Source organism: Ruegeria sp. AL2 (assembly GCF_056540845.1).
In genome coordinates this window covers 41,793-60,239 of the sequence record NZ_JBQFXM010000016.1, presented here as the reverse complement: position 1 = coordinate 60,239, position 18,447 = coordinate 41,793, and the positions used below count along the sequence as shown (strand labels likewise).

Below are 18,447 nucleotides of genomic sequence, written 5' to 3'. Positions count from 1 at the left end.
CCGAGCCAATGATCCCAAACGCATGCTCAATTCCATGCATCTGCAAAACCTTAACAAAGGCCTCTTCCGTCGTCATCTTCATAGGGGTGCTCTCCAAGCAAGAGTGAGGAAACCGGGCACCGGGGCCCGGGGGTTGATATGGTTTTGGCGTAAGGGTGCGACCTGCGTTAGGGCCAGACGCGTCTGCGGAATATGTCCAGTGCGATCTCAGGCTGACCGGATGGCTTCCGCGATAAGTTCGACGCCGGGGCCTATGCGGTTGGTCGAAATAGAAGAGTACCCGAGGCGGTAGAAGTTCTGCGGCCTGTCGGGCCCCGAGAAAAACGGAGCACCCGGCTCGATATGAACGCCCTGGTTCTGTAGTCGGAGCGCAAGCTGCGTTGTGTTGACGTGCTCAGGGGCCGACATCCACATTGATGAGCCGCCCATAACACCCCGCCCGGCCACTGTCAGCCCGCTTTCCTCGATGGCTTTGTCCATCGCATCGCGCCGCTCTTGCAGGGCTTTCGACATACGTCGGATCTGCGCGTCGTAATGGCCCAATGACAGAAAATACGCTGCCGTGCGCTGAATATGACCCGGAGGGTGGCGCAGGACCAACGAGCGAAGCGCACGTGCTTCGCGGATGAAAGGTTCGGACCCGACCATATATCCAAGCCGCAATCCCGGGAACAGCGATTTGGAAAAACTGCCCACGTAAATCACGCGCCCATCCCGATCCATGGACTTGAGTGCAGGCGAAGGTGCGCTGCGAAAGGCCATCTCGAATTCGTAGTCGTCCTCGACAACCATTGCATCCAGATCGCGTGCCCGATCCAGTAGCTTGTTGCGGCGGTCGACTGGCATCGTCGCGGTTGTCGGGCTTTGATGGCTGGGGGTGGTAAAGATGACATCCGCTTCGTCGGGGATCGCCTCCGGTGGCAAGCCGTCGCGATCGACGCTCAGGGGCGTCACAGCGCAGTCCCAGTGGTTCAAAAGGCTTCGCAGCGCGTAGTAGCAGGGATCTTCGATTACGGCCGTGCGATTGTGGGTCAGCAAAATGCGAGAGGCCAGCCAAAGCGCGTTCTGCGCGCCCAGGGTGATCAAGATCTCTTCGGGGCGGGCAACGATACCACGGCGCGGCAGGGTGTGGCGCGCGATGAACTCGATCAACAACGGATCATCCTGATCCACGTAATCCCCTGTCAGCGAATCGAAGTCCTTATGCCCCAATGCGCGAACCGCACACAATCTCCAGTTGGCGTGATCAAACAGGGTCCGGTCGGCCTGACCGTAGATGAACGGATAGCGGTATTCGCGCCAGTTGCTGGGTTTCGGCAGGACGTCGCTGTCCACAAAGCGGCGTGCCAGTGCCTTGTCCCAGTCGACAGATTCCGTGCCGCGCTGCACGGGCGAGTATTTGGGCGGAACCGGCGCGTTTTGCGAGACGTAATATCCTGACCGGCCCTTTGCCGTCAGATAATCATTGGCCAGCAACTCGGTATAGGCCAGCGTCACCGTGATGCGGCTGACACCCAGATGTGTGGCCAGCTTTCGCGAGGATGGCAGTTTTTCCCCGACATGAAAGCGACCGGACAGAATGCCCTCTGCAATCATCTGCTGGATCTGGGCCTGCAACGTGCCCTGACCGTTAAGCTCAAGAAAGAATGTTTCGACCGATATCCCCATGCCTGCTTATAGGTTGGACTTAAGGCGGGGGCAATCTGGACTTACAGCGTCATGGAAAATTTTCCCAAGGTGGGTTGACCAGGATTTTCTAAAAAACTAGAAAACTAGAAAACTAGTTTAATGGAGGCGATTCATGTGGGAAACTGCTGCTGCCGGATTTTCCGCCATGGGCTCGGAAGCCCGGCTGAAAGTTCTCAAGACACTGGTGCGGGCTGGTGAGGCCGGTCTGACTGTTGGCGAAATCCAGAACCGGACGGGGATTGCCCCGTCGACTTTGGCGCACCACCTGCGGTTTCTTGCAGCCGGAGGTGTGGTTGAGCAGGAAAAGATCGGTCGCACCACGATCAACCGGGCCTGTTATGACGAATTGAAGACGCTGGCGCAGTTCATTCTCAGCGAATGCTGCGCTGACGCGTTTGGAAAGGTGGCCAACGATGGCTGAATTGACGCAATCCCCCCGACTGACCGCTAAAGGTGCGCTTGAGATAATCAAGACGCCCTGGGCATTGATCGTCGTCATTCTTGTGGTGGTGGCCGTTCTCGACCCCGGCAACCTGCGTGAGGTTGTGAGTTTTGCAGTCAGGGCTTTGGCGCATACTGGACAATACATCCTGTTTGCCGTGCTTCTGTTGTCATATCTCAAGGCGACAGGGGCCGAGGTGATGGTGGCGCGCGCCTTTGAAGGGCGCGAGACCCGGATGATCTTTCTGGCCGCCCTGTTCGGCGGACTCGCACCATTTTGTTCTTGCGAAGTCATTCCCTTTATTGCGGGCTTGCTTGCACTCGGAGCGCCCCTGTCGGCCGTGATGGCGTTCTGGCTCAGCTCGCCATTGATCGACCCGCCGACGCTTTTGATTACGGCAGCCGCGCTGGGATGGCCCTTTGCCATCGGTAAAGCGGTTGCAGCCGTTGCGCTTGGCCTGTTCGGCGGGTTCGCGGTTCGGTTGCTGATGCAGCAGGGGGCATTTGCTCAGCCCTTGCGCGAATACAAGCCTGCAGGGTGCTGCGGATGTGGTCCGAAAGCGGATGACAAGCCGGTCTGGAAGTTCTGGCAAGAGCCCGAACGCCGGGTTCGGTTCCGTTCGGATTTCGTACACAACGGGCTGTTCCTGCTCAAGTGGCTGGCACTGGCCTATGTGCTCGAGGCGCTTTTGGTCAACTATGTGCCTGCGGACCTCATCGCTGGCGTCGTTGGCGGAGAAGGCGTGCTGCCGATCATCGTTGCCGCACTGGTGGGGATGCCAGCCTATCTGAATTCCTATGTCGCGCCGCCGCTGCTGGCAGGTCTGATCGAACAGGGCATGACCGCAGGGGCTGCGATGTCGTTCATGGTTGCGGGTGCCGTCAGTTCCATTCCGGCGATGGCCGCAGTCTGTTCATTGGTCAAACCACGCGTGTTTGTCACCTACCTGAGCCTTGGCGTGGGGGGCGCAATAATCGCAGGTATCATCTTTCAGGTCGTATGAACGAAAAAGCCGCCCGGCGTCATCATAGGCGGCTTTGTTTGGTCTGGAATCTTGATCAACCGGACTCGCAGAGACGGGGCAGTTTGAACCGATACCGGGCTTCACCGCTTTTCACGTAGATGCGTTTTTCCACGCAGGCCGTCGTTCCTACGGTTTGTGAAATCTGCGATTCGGTCGACGTGATCGACGTGGCCGATCCATCGGGCAGGCGAACCGAGGCTACGACGCCGTTCTTCAGGTCCCCGTTCACCGGGGTTGCGGACAGAACCGGTACGATCAAAAAAGCCTCGTGCTCATGTTCGCCTTCGTCCCCCAGCAGAAACAAGGTGGTGACGATGGCGATCATGACAACACCACCCGCCAGACCCAGCCCCCATGTCCTGAGAAAGGCATAGATCGTTACGGCGCGGTGCGGACCGAAAATCGCGGAAAGAATGCTCAGCATGACAAGTCCGTCAAAAAAGCCCCAGCCGTTCCGACCGGGGCTGATTGTCTGTTACAAACGAGGATCATCCTCGTCTTCATCATCCGCCCCGCCTTTGGGCAGGTTGAAGAAACTGTCGGCGTCGATGATAGGCTCGTCGTCTTTGTCATCCGACCGATCATCGGACAGCGAGAAGGTTTCCAGACCTTCGATCGCGGTCGGGATTTTCGGCGCAGCGTCCATTTCCAGCGACTGCTCGGTCGAAACCAGCTTGCGACGCTCGTCATCGCTCATCACGCCGCCTTCGGCCGCTTTCTTGGCAGCTGCCTTCTGCACGATCGCATCCAGTTCGGACTGTTTGCACAGGCCCAACGCAACCGGGTCGATCGGCTGCATGTTCGAGATGTTCCAGTGCGTGCGCTCGCGGATCGACTGGATGGTCGGCTTGGTGGTGCCGACCAGCTTGGCGATCTGGCCGTCGCTGAGTTCGGGGTGGAACTTGACCAGCCACAGGATCGAGTTCGGACGGTCCTGACGCTTGGACAGCGGGGTATAACGCGGGCCACGGCGCTTTTCTTCGCCGGATGCCGCCGGGTTGAACTTGAGCTTCAGCTTGTGCAGGTGGTTGTTCTGCGCGGCGTCGATCTCATCCTGGGTCAGCTGGTTGTTTGCGATTGGGTCAAAGCCCTTTACGCCTGCGGCCACATCACCATCGGCGATGCCCTGCACTTCCAGTTCGTGCATCCCTACGAAATCCGCGATCTGCTTGAAGCTGATCGTGGTGTTGTCCACCAGCCATACGGCGGTTGCCTTGGCCATAAGCGGTTTTGCCATCAGCCCGTCTCCTATACATACATCTTTCCCGTCGCCGGAATTCGGCGGCCCCTTGGTCTTGGGGCAGGTTTCCGTTGTCGGGGAACTTGGCCCGTATATAGTCGCCACGCAGCAAGAAGGGAAGAGGCGAATGCGCTGGGTCGTATTGTGGGTTTTCAGCGCGATGGCAGCGCTGGCCGATGGTGAAAAAGCGGGTGAGTTCGACTATTACGTCTTGTCGCTTAGCTGGTCGCCCAATTGGTGCGCCCGGGAAGGGGACGCGCGCGGGTCAGACCAATGCGACGACCGACACGACCACGGATGGATCCTGCACGGGCTCTGGCCGCAATTTGATCAGGGCTGGCCATCCTTCTGCCCCTCACCCGAGGCGCCGCCATCGCGCCGCGTGACGCGGGAAATGGAAGATATTCAGGGTAGTGCTGGCCTTGCATGGCATCAGTGGAAGAAACACGGCACCTGTTCGGGGCTATCTGCGCCCGACTATTTCGCCCTGTCCCGGCGTGCCTATGATGCGGTCGAACGCCCGCAGCTCTTCCGCAAACTGGACGCATCCGTCAAACTGCCGGCTTCGGTGGTTGAGGATGCGTTTTTGAAGGCCAATCCGGGGTTTGAGCGCGATATGATCACGGTCACCTGCAAACAGGGCTACATCGAAGAGGTTCGTCTCTGCCTGTCGCGCGATCTTGATCCGGTGCCATGCGGCCGCGATGTGATCCGCGACTGCACCGCCAAGGACGCGCTGTTCGATCCGATTCGTTAAAGTTTTTTGTTCTGGCAGTCCCGCGCATAGTCCAGCGCCTTGGCGGTGCCTTTCAGATCAATCGCCATCACCACCTCGCCTGCGGGATTGTAAACCGTCATCGTCTTGTTCTGGGCAATCGCGGTGACGAAATTCCGGTCGGTGAAAAAAACCGTCGCACCGGGCACTTTGCGTTCATTGAACCCGATAGCGGTGGCATCAAAGCTCTTGCCGTCCAGTTCGAACCGGATGGGATAGCTTTTACCCTGTTCAATATTGCCCCAGGCCTTGTTGTAAACGGCGAAGTACCCGCGATTATCCAATGCGTCATAGCCCAGCCGCACGACCGAGAGGTCCTGATAGACCGTCTGGATCAGACACCCGTTCCCAAGCGCGGGGTCCATCATGATGTTCCAGCCTTCGACAAAGCCCTTGTCGACCAGTTCCTGCGACAGGGCAGCGGTTGCGGTGAAGGCGGCGAAGGTAAAGGCGAGAAGGCGGGTCAAGTTAAGCACTCCCATCTAAAAAATGTGGTTGGCTGTATCTAACTGTAACTCTGTTTCAGGCAAACAGTATTCTCTGAAACCTGGTCCAGATGCTTCAGCAGTTTCAAAGTACGACAGTTTTGAGCGGCAACTATGCTACAGTGATTGCGTTCAAGAATGTGAGAAACGCTATGACTGCCAACAAAGCGCAGGCGGATTACTGGAGTTCAGCTCCGGGACTTCAGTGGATCAGGTTCGAAGAAGAACTGGACGCTGTTTTTGAAGCGGTGGACCAAGAACTCATCCGGCGAGCGGGTGATATCCATGATGCGGATGTACTTGATGTTGGTTGCGGAACCGGTGCCACGAGCCGTGCTTTTGCGAAAAAGCTGACCCCAAATGGAACACTGACGGCGTTGGATATTTCCAAACCGCTGTTGGAGCACGCTCAAGAGAAAGCTGGTAAGCTTCCCGTAAAATCAAGGTATTTTTTGATGGACGCGCAACAAGGTGCGATCCCAAGCGCGCCATTCGATCTTGTGATTTCGCGCTTTGGCGTCATGTTCTTTTCCGATCCGAACGCTGCGTTTGCCAATATACGAAAACACATGCGGGCACAGGGGCGTTTGATTGCAGCGGCTTGGGCTCCAATGGCAATAAACCCTTGGTTCGATGCTCCATGCAACGCGGCAGTTTCACGTTTGGGGCCACCTGATCCTGCTGATCCCAACGCACCGGGACCTCTGGGTTTTCAGGATATCGACTACGTTGTCGATGTGTTGAAAAAAGCAGGGTTCAGAAATGTGAAAGGAGAGGTTTCGGCGATCACACTAAAACATCAAGGACCGCTCAAGAAAGTTTCTGATTTGGCTTCCAACATAGGACCAGCAGCGCGAATTCTAAAAAAGTATTGTGGAACGGATGCGGATGTCGCGGCAATACAAGAAGCCGTTATGGAAAAATTCAGGGTATTCGAGAATCCGGAGGGCGTTGGTATTCCCGCAAAGTTAAACTTTTTTGAAGCAGTTAACCCTGAATAAGCTTACAAATGACAGCCAGGTGACAGACTCGTGCAGCTGGTATATCATCCTTCGTTAGGCTACATTTCCTTGCGCGCCCTGAGCGCCGCCGTAATCGTCCCATCATCCAGATAATCCAACTCTCCGCCGATGGGCACGCCTTGCGCCAGTGAGGTCAGGCGCACCTGACCTTCCAGCTGGTCCGCGATGTAATGGGCGGTGGTCTGGCCGTCGACAGTGGCGTTCAGGGCAAGGATCACTTCGGTGATCCCTTCGGCCAGAACCCGATCCCTGAGGCGGGGAATACGCAGCTCGTCCGGGCCGATGCCGTCCAGTGCAGACAGTGTGCCACCCAGCACGTGATAGCGGCCTTTGAAGACCCCTGACCGCTCCATCGCCCAGAGGTCGGCGACGTCCTCAACCACGCAGAGTTCGCCGTTCGCTCGGGCCTCGCTATTGCAGATATCGCAGATATCGGTGGTGCCCACGTTGCCGCAATTCAGGCATTCGCGGGCGGTGATGGCCACTTGCTGCATGGCGTCTGACAGGGGCGTCAGAAGCAGAGCGCGTTTGCGGATCAGATGCAGCACCGCACGGCGGGCCGAGCGCGGGCCAAGCCCCGGCAATTTGGCCATCAGGTCGATCAGATTGTCGATTTCGCTGTTCGTGCCCATGGCCTGCCCTGCTTTGCACCGGAGGGAGCCTCCGGCGGGAGTATTTGGGAAAAGATGAAGCTCAGAACGGTAGCTTGATGTCCTTCGGCAGGCCCATGCTTTCGGTCAGCTTGCCCATCTCTTCCTGTGAACGTTCGGCAGCTTTGGCCTGAGCGTCCTTGATGGCGGCCAGGATCAGGTCTTCGACCACTTCCTTGTCGTCGCCGTTGAAGATCGACGGATCGATGTCCAGCCCTTTGAGTTCACCCTTGGCTGTGGCCGTTGCCTTGACCAGCCCCGCACCGGATTCGCCGACAACCATCATGTTGTTCAGCTCTTCCTGCATCTCGGTCATCTTGGTTTGCAGGTCTTGTGCGGATTTCATCATCTTGGCCATGTCGCCCAGTCCGCCAAGCCCGCCGAGTCCTTTCAGCATCAGTCGTCTCCTGTGTTTCTGTTTGGTTCTAAATACGGACCGCAGGCAGGCGGCACAAGAGGTCTCCCGCCTGTCCAGATCAGAGCGTCGCCGGCCGATCATTTATGCGCCCGCATTCCCTCCCTCAGTTTCATCGTGAAAGGGGGTGAGTATGCCGGTTTCCTGAAACTTGGACCCACAAGCTTAGGGCTAATCCTCTTCGAAGGGGTCCCATTCATCTTCGACTTCGGGAAGGGCCTCGGTCTCAACCTTGGCGGCGCGCTGTTCAGGTGTTTCGATCCTTATGATCCTCGCCTTGGGGAATTGCGCCAGAACGGCCTGAACCAGCGGGTGCTCTTCGGCCTCGGCTTTCAGGGCCAGTTCGGCCCGGTCCCGCACTTCCGCGATGGTCGCCGCATCCCCGTCCGAGACAATGGAGACGGCCCACCGATTGCCAGTCCAGCGTTGCAGGGCAGAGCCCAATCGCGACGCCAGATCCGACGGTGCCTGAGGCGTCGGGGTGAATTCGATCCGGCCAGGCTGGTACGACACAAGGCGCACGCCGCTTTCCACCTCGACAAGCAGTTTCACATCGCGGTTTGTGCGGATCAGTTCCACCACATGCCCGAAGGTTGGATAGCGGGCCAGGGCCGTCTGGGCATCCTGCGCCAGCGCGGCAACCGGTGCGCCACCCGCGCCGCGCGGGGGCGATGCATAGGCAGGCGGCGGGGTCGCGTTGGATTGCGTTGCCACCGGGGCCTGCCGGGACGGTGACATGCCCCCGCCCGGCCCGCCGGGTGGCGAAGGTGGGGCGTCTTGCAGCCGTTTGATCAGCTCTTCGGGGCTGGGCAAATCGGCGACATGCGTCAGTCGGATAACAGCCATTTCGGCGGCCATCATCGCGTTGGGCGCGGCAGAGACTTCCTCCAGCGCCTTCAGCAGCATTTGCCACATCCGGGTCAGAACCCGCATTGGCAAGGCCTCGGCCATGTGCTGGCCCCGTGTGCGTTCGTCGGGGGAAACCGTCGGGTCCTGGGCCGCGTCAGGTGTGATCTTTACGACGGACACCCAATGCGTGATTTCGGCCAGATCGCGCAGCACGGCCAGAGGGTCTGCGCCTTCCGCATATTGACCGCTCAGTTCAGTGAGCGCCCCTGCCGCGTCACCGCGCAGGATCATGTCCATCAGGTCCAGAACCCGTCCACGATCGGCCAGACCCAGCATCGCACGGACCTGATCTGCCGTCGTCTCTCCGGCCCCGTGCGAGATTGCCTGATCCAGCAATGAGGTCGCGTCGCGGGCCGATCCTTCTGCGGCGCGGGTGATCAACGCCAGCGCATCGTCGGCGATCTGCGCGCTCTCGGCCCCGGCGATCTTGCGCAGCAGGCCGATCATGTCTTCGGGCTCGATCCGGCGCAGGTCAAAGCGCTGACACCGCGACAGAACCGTGACCGGCACTTTGCGAATCTCGGTGGTCGCGAAGATGAATTTCACATGTGCGGGCGGTTCCTCGAGCGTCTTGAGCAGCGCGTTGAATGCGCTGGTCGAGAGCATGTGAACCTCGTCGATGATGTAGATCTTGTAGCGTGCACTGGCGGCGCGATAGCGGACACTGTCGATGATCTCGCGGATATCGTTGACGCCGGTACGGCTGGCCGCATCCATTTCCATCACATCGACATGGCGACCTTCCATGATTGCGACGCAATGCTCGCACTGACCGCAAGGCTCGGTTGTCGGTCCTCCGGTTCCATCCGGTCCGATGCAGTTCATGCCTTTGGCGATGATCCGCGCCGTGGTGGTTTTTCCCGTTCCGCGAATGCCGGTCATGATAAAGGCCTGCGCAATCCGGTCGGCCTCGAAGGCGTTTTTTAGGGTGCGCACCATAGCATCTTGACCCACCAGGTCGGCAAAGGTTTCCGGGCGGTATTTGCGGGCGAGAACCTGATAGGCGGGGCTTGGCGTGTCTGTCATGTCTTCTCGCTCGGATTCGGTGCTTCGGCACAGCGTAGTGGCGGCGGCACTCCGCGTCCACTGTGGGGCGTGATGATTTTTTGTTTCAGAAACGGGCTGGTTTCCAACTAAACTGGTCCAGCGGATTTAATGACTCATTTCTTAAAGAGTACCTTGGGGGAGGACGCACTTCATGTCGCAGCTGGTCATTTTTGCTCTGCAGGTCGGAGGCGGAACGCTTGCCCTTACTTCAATGCCCGGGCGTGGCGGGGATTACGTCGGCGATCTGGATATGATTGCGGCTTGGAAACCGGGCCTTGTGATTTCAATGACGACGGATGTTGAAATGCTTCAGGATGGCGCGCAGCACTTTGGCAGCGACATCCAAAGCCGTGCCAGCCGGTGGGTTCACCTGCCGATCGAAGATTTTGGAGCACCGACGCAGGCGGTTCAGAAGGCCTGGCCAGAGGTCAGCGCCACGGCCCGACATGCGCTGTCGGGCGGTGGCCGGGTTCTTGTGCATTGCCGTGGGGGGTGCGGCAGATCCGGGATGATTGTTCTGCGACTGATGGTTGAATGCGGTGAACGCGCCAGCGACGCACTGGACCGCCTGCGGGCCGTGCGCCCCTGCGCTGTCGAAACCGATGCGCAGCTGGCCTGGGCGTCCCGGATCACCCCGGCACAGGTGGAAGTGGGATCAAGCTGACAGCTGCTGGGGTGCGTAGCCGGTTTTCCGGGGCCGGATCGTTGAAACCTCGATCATGGCGCAAGGCGGGTTCGCGACAATGCCCGAGGGCAGCGTGCCGAATGTAGGTCCGAAGATCAAATCGGCATAGGCATCAAGGTCCCGAATTGCCGTATCAGGGTGCGCCCCGCAGAAAACGCGAACGCTGTCGGATCGCGCTCGGATCGTTGCCATGCACCCTTCCGCGCAATGTGACAGCGCGCTGTTGCCTTCAAATTCGAAATCTTCGCTGGTGGCCGAAACCGCCTGCGCCATGGCTTCGGAAATCGAGCGGGCCAGTCGCGCCAAAGCCGGGCAGGTATTGCCCGTCCGCTGGCACACAGTTGCGCTGTATTCGTGTGACTTTGTCTTCCAGATCATCCTGCGCCCTCCGCGCGTGGTGGGCTGGATATTGGGGCAGGTGGGACAGCATCTCGCTGTCAGGACCTGCCCGGACACCCCGCCCGAGTTTCGGTTTCAGTTCCGATGGCAGGTCTCCTGACTTGCGGGTCATTGCTCTGCCGACCTTCCCAGCCCGTGGGCCAGTGGTATTTCGGCATTGCTTACCGCTTACAGTTGCGGGGGCAGTCGCGGACTTGGTTGATATCTGTGTGACCAGACAAACCGCACCGTGTTCCCTTTTCATCCCGACCTCTTGTGGGGGCCGGAAACCATCACACAACCGCTAGCGCCTGATCGCGTTCCGAGTCAAGCCGATCTTTAGGCCGGACGTTTGGTCATGCTGGATGCGGTTTACGTTCCGGCTTAGTTTCGTCGGCATCGAAGGCAGGCAAACCATTGTTTCAGCGAAAGCCGGGGATCATGTTGGATACGGAACAGACGGTGTTGATCGAAGATTTCCGCTTTCCGTCAGGGTCCGTGACCTTGTCGGCGCGGCTGTACCGGCCAGTGGGTGAGCCGGAAACCGTTGTCGTACTTAACAGTGCCACGGGTGTGCCGCGTGACTATTATCAACACTTCGCGCGATGGCTGGCTACCGAGCGGGGGATAGCTTGCCTGACCTATGACTATCGGGACTACGGGCTTTCTTTGGTTGGCCGCCTGAAAGACGCAACTGCAACAATGGCGGATTGGGCGTTGATCGACATGCCAGCGGCACGGGCCGAAATGCGCCGGCGGTTTCAAATGGCGCAGCAGTGGACCATCGGCCATTCCGTCGGTGCGATGCTGGGGCCGGTGCAGCCGGATATCGACCAGATCGACCGAATGATCGGTGTGTGTTCGGGGCTGGTGACTTTGAAAGATCACCCATGGCCCTATCGGGGGCTGGCGGGGCTGTTCTGGTATGGCCATGCACCGCTGATGGTGCGGGCGCTTGGCTATCTGCCTGGCAAAGCAATCGGGTTTGGCTCGGACCTGCCCGCCTCGGTCTACTGGCAATGGCGCAAATGGTGCACAGCTCCTCTTAGCTACGTTCCCGAGATCGGGCAGAATTTGCCTGATGCGCATTGGGGCAGTTCTGGAACAGCTGTGGATCTGTTCACGTTCGAAGACGACCAGATGGTTCCGCCCGAGGCGGTTTGGCGCCTTGCCGATCTGTATGGCCCCGGGGCCAGACGCCACCTTCTGAAGCCTGCCGAATTTGGGCTGCCGGAGATTGGTCACATAGGCGCATTTGCCCGGCGCAATGCAGCGGTCTGGCCGCGCCTGATCGCCTGATCAGACGCGACGCAGGTTTTCCATAACACCTTGCAGCTATGGCCGTTTGCGAAGCTTCTTGTCCTGCATGACACCGCGGACCATCTTGCCGAACGCCTTGTCCCGCGCCCGCGATTGCGCAACGGTTTCCGAGTTTCGCTGATCTTCGCGCCGCAGCTTGCGCCAACGGTCCAGCCGCGCCGGATCAAGAACGCCCTTGCCTATTGCGTTCTGCACGGCACAGCCGGGCTCGGTCTCGTGCTGACAATCCGAAAAGCGGCAGCTTTGGCCAAGCTCTGTGATGTCCGAGAACACGTTGTCGATCCCGTCCTGAGCGTCCAACAAACGCAATGCGCGCATTCCCGGCGTGTCAATCAGCCAGCCACCGTTACCCATCCGGTGCAACGCGCGCACCGTTGTCGTGTGCCTGCCCCGTGCGTCGTCTTCGCGAATTCCAGAGGTGGCGAGGTTTTGATCCGTCATGGCGTTGCTGAGCGTCGTTTTACCCACGCCCGACGACCCGACCAGCGCGCCGGTCTGGCCTTTGGGGCACCATGCCAGAACCTTTTCGATATCTGCCGGGTCCAGCGCATTGATCGCCAGTACCGACAAAAAAGGGTCCAGAGATTGCACTTGTCCCGAGAAACTGCCGGGGTCATCCGACTGGTCAGCTTTCGTCAGGACAACGACAGGATAACATCCGGCCTGATGTGCCAGCGCCAGATAACGTTCCAGCCGGGGCAGGTTGAAATCGGCGTTGCACGAGCTGACGATGAACAACACATCGACATTGGCTGCTATCAGTTGTGTTGCGGCACCTGTACCGGCAGCCCTGCGTTGCAGCAGGCTGCGCCGGTCCAGAATGTGACGCACGCGGTTTTCGGCGTCGGCAAGGACCCAATCCCCAACGGCATATGAACCGGTCGGATTATCCGGTGTCAGCAAAGGGATATCACCATCCGGGCTCAGCCCGATCAGACGGTCCCGATGTACCGATGCGATACGAAAGGGCGTGTCAGAAGGAAAAACCGCATGCTGCGCGGCAAAGTAAGAGGACCATCCCAGGTCCGAAAGCGTATAAGACATTTATCTGCCTGTTTTCAGAAACAGCAATGCCAACGGATGGCATGCGCGCATCCGCAGGTCGTGTGTTCAGGCAGTCCGGTGATTCCGGTGAATCAGAACCAGTCTGCCCGAAGGGTTTTCACTACAATCATCAAGCCCTCCTGTGGCTGTGGTTCACGAAGTGAGAGGTTGGACATCGACCCAAGCGGGGCTCGTTGTGGCTGCTTCCTTCCGGACCTGACCAGGTTGGCGAGGCGCTCGCCCGCGCCAACCTCTCGAGTCCGGATATAGGGAAGGCAACGGGAAAAGACAACCCGTCAGAGCGTCAGGCGGATGCGTTCAAATCCCCTGCCATCCGAGCCCAGCAACACGGGATCGAACCTGCGCAACTCATCCAAATATTTCGGGGCGCCCGGACCTGTTCGAAGAATTGTTGTCACGCCCCGCTGCGGCATCAGCGAGAACGGGTAGGGCTGCGTGACGATCGGATCGGGCGGAAGGTGCTGCGCCAGGTAATCCCGCACAAGGTCCTTGATGCTCAGCGGTGGCAGGCTGATGAACTCAGACGTTGTCGCATGCGGGAAATGCCCGCCTCCGCTGGCGCGGCAATTGTTCAGCGCCATAACGAACATCTGCTCCGGTCGTACGGGGCGGCCTGCATATGTCAGATCGCTGATCCGCCTGTGGTCTGGATGGATCATTTTCCCCTGCGCATCGTATCGAGGCGGCTGAGTAGGGTCGATCTGATAAGACAGTCCAAACACGATGTCGAAATTGTACCCGGCCCGTTTAGGGTTGATCAGTTCGGGCTCGGAACCGGGCTTTAACTGGTTGAATACGCTGGCCGACATCTCCAACCAGTCCAGCAGATGCGCACCGCTGATCCGGATTGCGCGCAGCTCGTTGGGAAACACATGCAGATCCGCGACATGACGCAAACATATTTCTCCGGCGGGTACCTCGGTATAATGGCGGGGGCCTGAGCGCCCGCCGGATTTGGCAGGCGAAACAACCGACAGAATCGGCATATCCGCCAGGTCTGTTCCCTGCAAAAGCGGGCGCAGTGCGGCGGCTTGCGCCGCAGCTACAAGGGTCAGCCCGCGATCCGGCGCACAGCAACTGAAATAGCTGTGCAATGTATCCGGGATATGTGCCACCGGTGCCGCAACGGATTGACGGGTCATGCGATGCGCCACCTCACACAGGCCCGCAATTTCACGGTCTTCCCCGACGGCTGTGCCGTTGCTGATAACCGGGCGCAGTTCGACGCGGCTATCCCGGATTCGCACTTTGCCGTCCAGCCCGGCGGTCACGGCCAAATCGATAACCCCCAGGTAAGAGCCCGCTGATCCCGGCATGACAATGGGCGTTCCATGTACCAGCCCCGTCAGGTGATCGACCATCGGGGTATTGGCGTGGCTCTCTCCTGGAAGTGTCAGGTGGGTGTGCCCGGCCACAATGGCATCGATGCCTTTGATCGCGGCCAGAGGGATCACGGCGTTTTCCATCCCGGCTACCGGCTCGCTGCCCCCAAGGCCGGAATGGGCAAGCGCCACGATGATATCACAACCCTCGTTGCGCAATGTCTGCGTCAGGGATTTAGCCGCAAGCAGGATATCCTCGACGACGATACCGCCATCCAGATTATGCGCCTCCCAACAGGTCGTTTGCGGCGGAAGAACCGAGAAGATGCCGATGCGAACGGGAATGTCTTCTCCGTTCAAAGACACGGTGCGGTCCAGAACCATGTGCCGCTGCCAGGGCTGAGGTCCGCGCGTGCGATGCAGGTTGCTGCAAATAACTGGGCAGGGGGCTTGCGTCAGGATGTTGCCCAATGTCGCCAGCCCGAACCCAAAATCATGGTTGCCCAGCCCGATCACGTCATAATCCAGGGCTTCGAACGCCGTCATCATCGGATGGGCAGTGCCACTTTTGGCGGCCCAATCGCCCATTGGGGTTCCCTGCAACGAATCCCCGTTGTCAAACATCAGCACCAGCGCGTCCTTGGCCTCTTGTCGGGCTGCGTGGATCAGGCTGGCGGTGCGCGTCAATCCAATCGTCTGGTCTGGCGTGTCGGTGTAATAGTCAAAACCGGTCAGGTTCATATGCAGGTCAGTTGTGGCCAGAATGCGAATTTTCCCACTGTCACCAATGGGCTGTACCTGCGTCGAGAAGGGGATCTTCACTTTGAGTATTCTGCTATTGAATGTGGGTATTGATTAAATCCATCAAAATTCACTCTAGATGATTTTTCCGAGGCCACCATGCGGCTTTTCAGCGGCAGGGTGGTGGATTTTCCGTCCCTGAATAGCCATTGCAACACGGGCCGAGACGTGGCAGCCCTGTGCGCAAGATCAAAAGGAAATCCAATGAAAAACGCAGAGCACGTAACCTTCGGGGGGTCGGGCCTTGATCGGGCGGCGCAGTATCGCGGAGATGCGAACAAGCTGGCCGAGGCGATGCGCGACCCGGCCGCGCGGTGTGTCTTGCTGTGGCGTGGAAAGCTGCTGGTACAGGGTGAGGGGCTGGACCAGCTTGCCATGATCCCGATGACGCACCCGCTGATCAGCAATGGTCCCGGCGGCGTCATTGAATCCCCGGTGTTTTTGGGTCTGAGCGCTGACAGCGCCCCCGTGTTTGCCGTTGATATTTCCGCATGGGCAGCCGAGGGGCTGGATCTGACCAGTCTGGGCGCCTTCGTGGACAAGTCCGAACAACAACACCCGGATTTACCGCAAGGCCACGTGTTTGCCGAACTGCGCCGGATCATGACACGGCTGTCGGCACGCGACGCGGAACTGGCGGCCACGTCTAAGGCAATAATCGGCTGGCATGAAACACATCGCTATTGCGCACGATGCGGTGCCGCCAGCGAGGTGTCGCAAGGGGGATGGCAGCGCAGTTGCCCGTCCTGTGGCGGGCAGCACTTTCCGCGCACCGATCCGGTTGTGATCATGTTGATCACGCATGGTGACAGCGTGCTGATGGGCCGGTCTCCGGGCTGGCCTGACGGGATGTTCTCCTTGCTGGCGGGATTTGTTGAGCCCGGCGAAACGCTTGAGGCAGCAGTGCGCCGCGAAGTGATGGAAGAGGCGGGCGTGCCGGTGGGTGCGGTTTCGTACCTGTCCAGCCAGCCCTGGCCGTTTCCGGCCTCATTGATGTTTGGGTGTGCAGGTGAGGCACTGTCACGCGACATCGTGATCGATCCGGTCGAAATAGAAGAGGCGATGTGGGTCAGCAAATCCGAAATGATGCAGGCCTTTGCAGGCGATCATCCTAGGCTATTGCCAGCGCGCAAGGGGGCAGTCGCTCATTTTCTGCTTCAGAACTGGCTTGCAGATACTCTGGACTGAGGAAACATTGGCTCAGTAATTACGACAGCAAAGGTCAGTATGCAGTTTTCAGCGCGCGAAGATATCGAAGCCCCCATCCAATCGGTATTCGACATGGTGTCGGATTTCGAACGGTTCGAGCGTATGGCAATGCGCCGCGGCATCGATGTGCGCCGTTTGGGCGGTGGCGCAGCGGTGACTGCCGGAACCGAGTGGAATACGGAGTTCAAACTGCGCGGAAAGCCGCGTCAGATGTCAGTGGTTATGACTGATTTCGACAGGCCTTCGCAAATGCGATTTGACGCTGCCAGCAAGGGCATTACCGGGTTCACGACCGTGGATTTTCTGGCCCTGTCCCCGCGCCGGACACGCCTGAGCATCGAGATGTCCCTGGCCGCCAAGTCCCTGCCGGCACGGTTGCTGTTGCAATCCATGAAGCTGGGGCAGTCGAGGTTTCGCAAGCGGTTTCAGGTGCGTCTCAGCGAATTCGCACGCGAGTTGGAGCAGAGGCACCTGCATGGCGGGTAAGACACAAGATCGCACTGCAGGTGTGAAGGGATCGGACCACCTGAGTTTTAAACCCGCATCCGAAACCGATGCCGAAGGGGTCGCTGGTGTCCTTCACGATCTGGTCCTGGCTGGCTAGCGGCGCAAAGCCCACGATGTCGATTTTGCCCTAAGGCACTATATTCGCCACCCGGATCAATTACGATGTACAATCGCCACGGACCCGAATGGTCACGTGCTCGGGTTCCAATCCCTGAAATATGCGGTCGAAAACAACCCCTACGGCGTGTCAGTGGGGTGGGGCGTGATTGGAACCCATATCCGACCATCAGCCGCCCGGCTTGGGATCGGGCGCGCACTTTTCGCGCACACTCTGGACGCGGCCCTTGCGCGCGGTCTCCCTGCTATCGATGCAACAATTGGCGCAGGCAATACTGAAGGTCTGGCCTATTACGAAGCCATGGGTTTCCGGACGTACCGCACACAAGATGGGTCTGTGTCAAAGGTCTACCGGATTAACCGCTAGAGAGCGACGATTCCAGGCGCAGCGGCACGAGACATGGGGGGCCACCGGCATTGCAAACAGCTTCGAAAAAACGGGCAACAACGAAACAAGCTCAAAGGAATGCCATGGCGAACCGTGATTATCCGCGCGGATGTGCTGCCGGATAGACGCCCAGAACCTCGACATTGGTCGTGAAATGCTCAAGCTCGTCCATGGCCAGCTGCACGTTGCGGTCTTCGGGATGCCCGACAATATCCGCGTAAAACTGCGTCGCGGTGAAGGAGCCGTCGACCATATAGCTTTCCAGCTTGGTCATGTTGATCCCATTGGTGGCAAACCCACCCATCGCTTTGTAAAGCGCGGCGGGGATGTTGCGGACCTGAAACACAAAGCTGGTGATCATCCCATGATCGCCCCGGCGGGACAAATCCGTTTCGCGCGACATGACAAGAAAGCGGGTCGTGTTGTCGTCATTATCCTCGATATGGCGGGCCAGAACGTTCAGGTTATAGATCTCAGCGGCCAGCTCGCTGGCCAGCGCGGCTGAATGCGGATTGCCTTCCTCAGCCACTTCGCGGGCGGCGCGGGCGTTATCGGGGCTGACGCGGCCGCGAATGCCGTGTTCCTTCAGAAAGCCCGCGCATTGCGGCAGCAGTACCAGATGCGAATGCGCCTCGGTGATGTCTTCCAGTTTTGCACCCGGTACGGCAAGAAGGTTGATGTGCACACGGACAAAGGCCTCATCGATGATATGCAGCCCGCTGTGAGGTAACAGCCGGTGAATATCGGCCACCCGTCCATAGGTCGTGTTCTCGACCGGAAGCATTGCCAGATCCGCAGCACCCGAGCGGACCGATTCGATCACATCCTCGAAAGTGCGGCAGGGCAGGGCTTCCATATCTGGCCGAGCGTTGCGGCAAGCCTCGTGACTGTAGGCGCCGGGTTCCCCCTGAAAGGCAATGCGATTGGTCATTTGGTCGATTCCATGCAACAAGTTCG

General features: G+C 59.0%; 21 protein-coding genes, 1 other RNA gene and 1 riboswitch. Of the genes, 10 read left to right on the top strand and 12 right to left on the bottom strand.

Annotation, left to right across the window (positions count from 1 at the left end; genetic code table 11):
* Nucleotides 1-207: 207 nt before the first annotated feature.
* Nucleotides 208-1,668, bottom strand: a complete 1,461-nt coding sequence (gene pdxR / locus ACR0ID_RS16595) for a MocR-like pyridoxine biosynthesis transcription factor PdxR (protein WP_480607113.1) — start codon at nt 1,666-1,668, stop codon at nt 208-210.
* A gap of 133 nt (nt 1,669-1,801) precedes the next feature.
* Here pdxR and ACR0ID_RS16590 point away from each other — a divergent pair, with 133 nt between their 5' ends.
* Together ACR0ID_RS16590 and ACR0ID_RS16585 are read left to right on the top strand one after the other, a co-directional pair.
* Nucleotides 1,802-2,110, top strand: a complete 309-nt coding sequence (locus tag ACR0ID_RS16590) for an ArsR/SmtB family transcription factor (RefSeq protein ID WP_480607110.1) — start codon at nt 1,802-1,804, stop codon at nt 2,108-2,110.
* Nucleotides 2,103-3,134, top strand: a complete 1,032-nt coding sequence (locus ACR0ID_RS16585) for a permease (RefSeq protein WP_480607107.1) — start codon at nt 2,103-2,105, stop codon at nt 3,132-3,134. The genes ACR0ID_RS16590 and ACR0ID_RS16585 overlap by 8 nt, the downstream gene beginning before the upstream one ends.
* 55 nt (nt 3,135-3,189) lie before the next feature.
* Here ACR0ID_RS16585 and ACR0ID_RS16580 read toward each other — a convergent pair whose 3' ends face one another.
* The gene (locus ACR0ID_RS16580) at nt 3,190-3,579 is read right to left on the bottom strand and encodes a hypothetical protein (RefSeq protein WP_267363610.1); all 390 of its coding nucleotides are present in this window, start codon (nt 3,577-3,579) and stop codon (nt 3,190-3,192) included.
* Nucleotides 3,580-3,630: 51 nt separating this feature from the next.
* Nucleotides 3,631-4,392, bottom strand: a complete 762-nt coding sequence (locus ACR0ID_RS16575; RefSeq protein WP_480474102.1) for a DUF1013 domain-containing protein — start codon at nt 4,390-4,392, stop codon at nt 3,631-3,633.
* A 130-nt stretch (nt 4,393-4,522) separates the two neighbouring features.
* On the opposite strand from ACR0ID_RS16575, the gene ACR0ID_RS16570 reads away from it, so the two are divergent.
* Nucleotides 4,523-5,152: a ribonuclease T2 family protein gene (locus ACR0ID_RS16570; protein WP_480607104.1), complete on the top strand. Its 630-nt coding sequence runs from the start codon at nt 4,523-4,525 to the stop codon at nt 5,150-5,152.
* Here the strand turns inward: ACR0ID_RS16570 and ACR0ID_RS16565 are convergent.
* Nucleotides 5,149-5,646 (bottom strand): hypothetical protein, encoded by a 498-nt coding sequence (locus ACR0ID_RS16565; protein ID WP_480607119.1) that lies wholly within the window; start codon nt 5,644-5,646, stop codon nt 5,149-5,151. The two genes, ACR0ID_RS16570 and ACR0ID_RS16565, sit on opposite strands and share 4 nt — an antisense overlap.
* Nucleotides 5,647-5,807: 161 nt before the next feature.
* Between ACR0ID_RS16565 and ACR0ID_RS16560 the strand changes: the two genes are divergently transcribed.
* On the top strand, nt 5,808-6,656 hold the full coding sequence (locus ACR0ID_RS16560) for a class I SAM-dependent methyltransferase (protein WP_480607101.1): 849 nt from the start codon (nt 5,808-5,810) through the stop codon (nt 6,654-6,656).
* Between the two features lie 59 nt (nt 6,657-6,715).
* Here the strand turns inward: ACR0ID_RS16560 and recR are convergent, their stop codons facing one another.
* The 3 genes from recR to ACR0ID_RS16545 form a co-directional block, all read right to left on the bottom strand.
* Nucleotides 6,716-7,309, bottom strand: coding sequence for a recombination mediator RecR (gene recR / locus ACR0ID_RS16555; protein ID WP_480474099.1), 594 nt, complete (start codon nt 7,307-7,309; stop codon nt 6,716-6,718).
* Nucleotides 7,310-7,370: 61 nt separating this feature from the next.
* Nucleotides 7,371-7,724 (bottom strand): YbaB/EbfC family nucleoid-associated protein, encoded by a 354-nt coding sequence (locus ACR0ID_RS16550; RefSeq protein WP_209507712.1) that lies wholly within the window; start codon nt 7,722-7,724, stop codon nt 7,371-7,373.
* A gap of 189 nt (nt 7,725-7,913) precedes the next feature.
* Nucleotides 7,914-9,677 (bottom strand): DNA polymerase III subunit gamma/tau, encoded by a 1,764-nt coding sequence (locus tag ACR0ID_RS16545; RefSeq protein ID WP_480607097.1) that lies wholly within the window; start codon nt 9,675-9,677, stop codon nt 7,914-7,916.
* Nucleotides 9,678-9,849: 172 nt separating this feature from the next.
* Between ACR0ID_RS16545 and ACR0ID_RS16540 the strand changes: the two genes are divergently transcribed.
* The gene (locus ACR0ID_RS16540) at nt 9,850-10,362 is read left to right on the top strand and encodes a protein-tyrosine phosphatase family protein (RefSeq protein ID WP_480488864.1); all 513 of its coding nucleotides are present in this window, start codon (nt 9,850-9,852) and stop codon (nt 10,360-10,362) included.
* Here the strand turns inward: ACR0ID_RS16540 and ACR0ID_RS16535 are convergent.
* Entirely contained in the window at nt 10,354-10,761 is a 408-nt protein-coding gene (locus tag ACR0ID_RS16535; RefSeq protein WP_480607094.1) for a hypothetical protein, read from the bottom strand. The two genes, ACR0ID_RS16540 and ACR0ID_RS16535, sit on opposite strands and share 9 nt — an antisense overlap.
* Nucleotides 10,762-10,851: 90 nt before the next feature.
* Nucleotides 10,852-11,070, bottom strand: a riboswitch (cobalamin riboswitch).
* 132 nt (nt 11,071-11,202) lie between these two features.
* Here ACR0ID_RS16535 and ACR0ID_RS16530 point away from each other — a divergent pair.
* Nucleotides 11,203-12,060, top strand: coding sequence for an alpha/beta hydrolase family protein (locus tag ACR0ID_RS16530; RefSeq protein ID WP_480607091.1), 858 nt, complete (start codon nt 11,203-11,205; stop codon nt 12,058-12,060).
* A gap of 36 nt (nt 12,061-12,096) precedes the next feature.
* On the opposite strand, the gene rsgA is transcribed toward ACR0ID_RS16530, so the two are convergent.
* The 3 genes from rsgA to ACR0ID_RS16515 form a co-directional block, all read right to left on the bottom strand.
* Nucleotides 12,097-13,125, bottom strand: coding sequence for a ribosome small subunit-dependent GTPase A (rsgA, locus tag ACR0ID_RS16525; RefSeq protein WP_480520944.1), 1,029 nt, complete (start codon nt 13,123-13,125; stop codon nt 12,097-12,099).
* A 158-nt stretch (nt 13,126-13,283) separates the two neighbouring features.
* Nucleotides 13,284-13,382, bottom strand: an RNA gene (gene ffs, locus ACR0ID_RS16520) — signal recognition particle sRNA small type.
* 39 nt (nt 13,383-13,421) lie between these two features.
* Nucleotides 13,422-15,290: a bifunctional 2',3'-cyclic-nucleotide 2'-phosphodiesterase/3'-nucleotidase gene (locus ACR0ID_RS16515; protein ID WP_480607088.1), complete on the bottom strand. Its 1,869-nt coding sequence runs from the start codon at nt 15,288-15,290 to the stop codon at nt 13,422-13,424.
* A 183-nt stretch (nt 15,291-15,473) separates the two neighbouring features.
* Between ACR0ID_RS16515 and nudC the strand changes: the two genes are divergently transcribed.
* From nudC to ACR0ID_RS16495, 4 genes are read left to right on the top strand one after another with little or no spacing between them, the layout of a single operon-like run.
* Nucleotides 15,474-16,457: an NAD(+) diphosphatase gene (gene nudC, locus ACR0ID_RS16510; protein ID WP_480520940.1), complete on the top strand. Its 984-nt coding sequence runs from the start codon at nt 15,474-15,476 to the stop codon at nt 16,455-16,457.
* 39 nt (nt 16,458-16,496) lie between these two features.
* Complete coding sequence (locus ACR0ID_RS16505) at nt 16,497-16,964, top strand: SRPBCC family protein (RefSeq protein ID WP_480520938.1); 468 nt, start codon at nt 16,497-16,499, stop codon at nt 16,962-16,964.
* Entirely contained in the window at nt 16,954-17,082 is a 129-nt protein-coding gene (locus ACR0ID_RS16500; RefSeq protein WP_480607084.1) for a hypothetical protein, read from the top strand. The genes ACR0ID_RS16505 and ACR0ID_RS16500 overlap by 11 nt, the downstream gene beginning before the upstream one ends.
* A gap of 42 nt (nt 17,083-17,124) precedes the next feature.
* Complete coding sequence (locus ACR0ID_RS16495) at nt 17,125-17,469, top strand: N-acetyltransferase family protein (protein ID WP_480607116.1); 345 nt, start codon at nt 17,125-17,127, stop codon at nt 17,467-17,469.
* A gap of 118 nt (nt 17,470-17,587) precedes the next feature.
* Here ACR0ID_RS16495 and ACR0ID_RS16490 read toward each other — a convergent pair whose 3' ends face one another.
* Entirely contained in the window at nt 17,588-18,421 is an 834-nt protein-coding gene (locus tag ACR0ID_RS16490; protein ID WP_480495966.1) for a prephenate dehydratase, read from the bottom strand.
* Between the last annotated feature and the right edge of the window lie 26 nt (nt 18,422-18,447).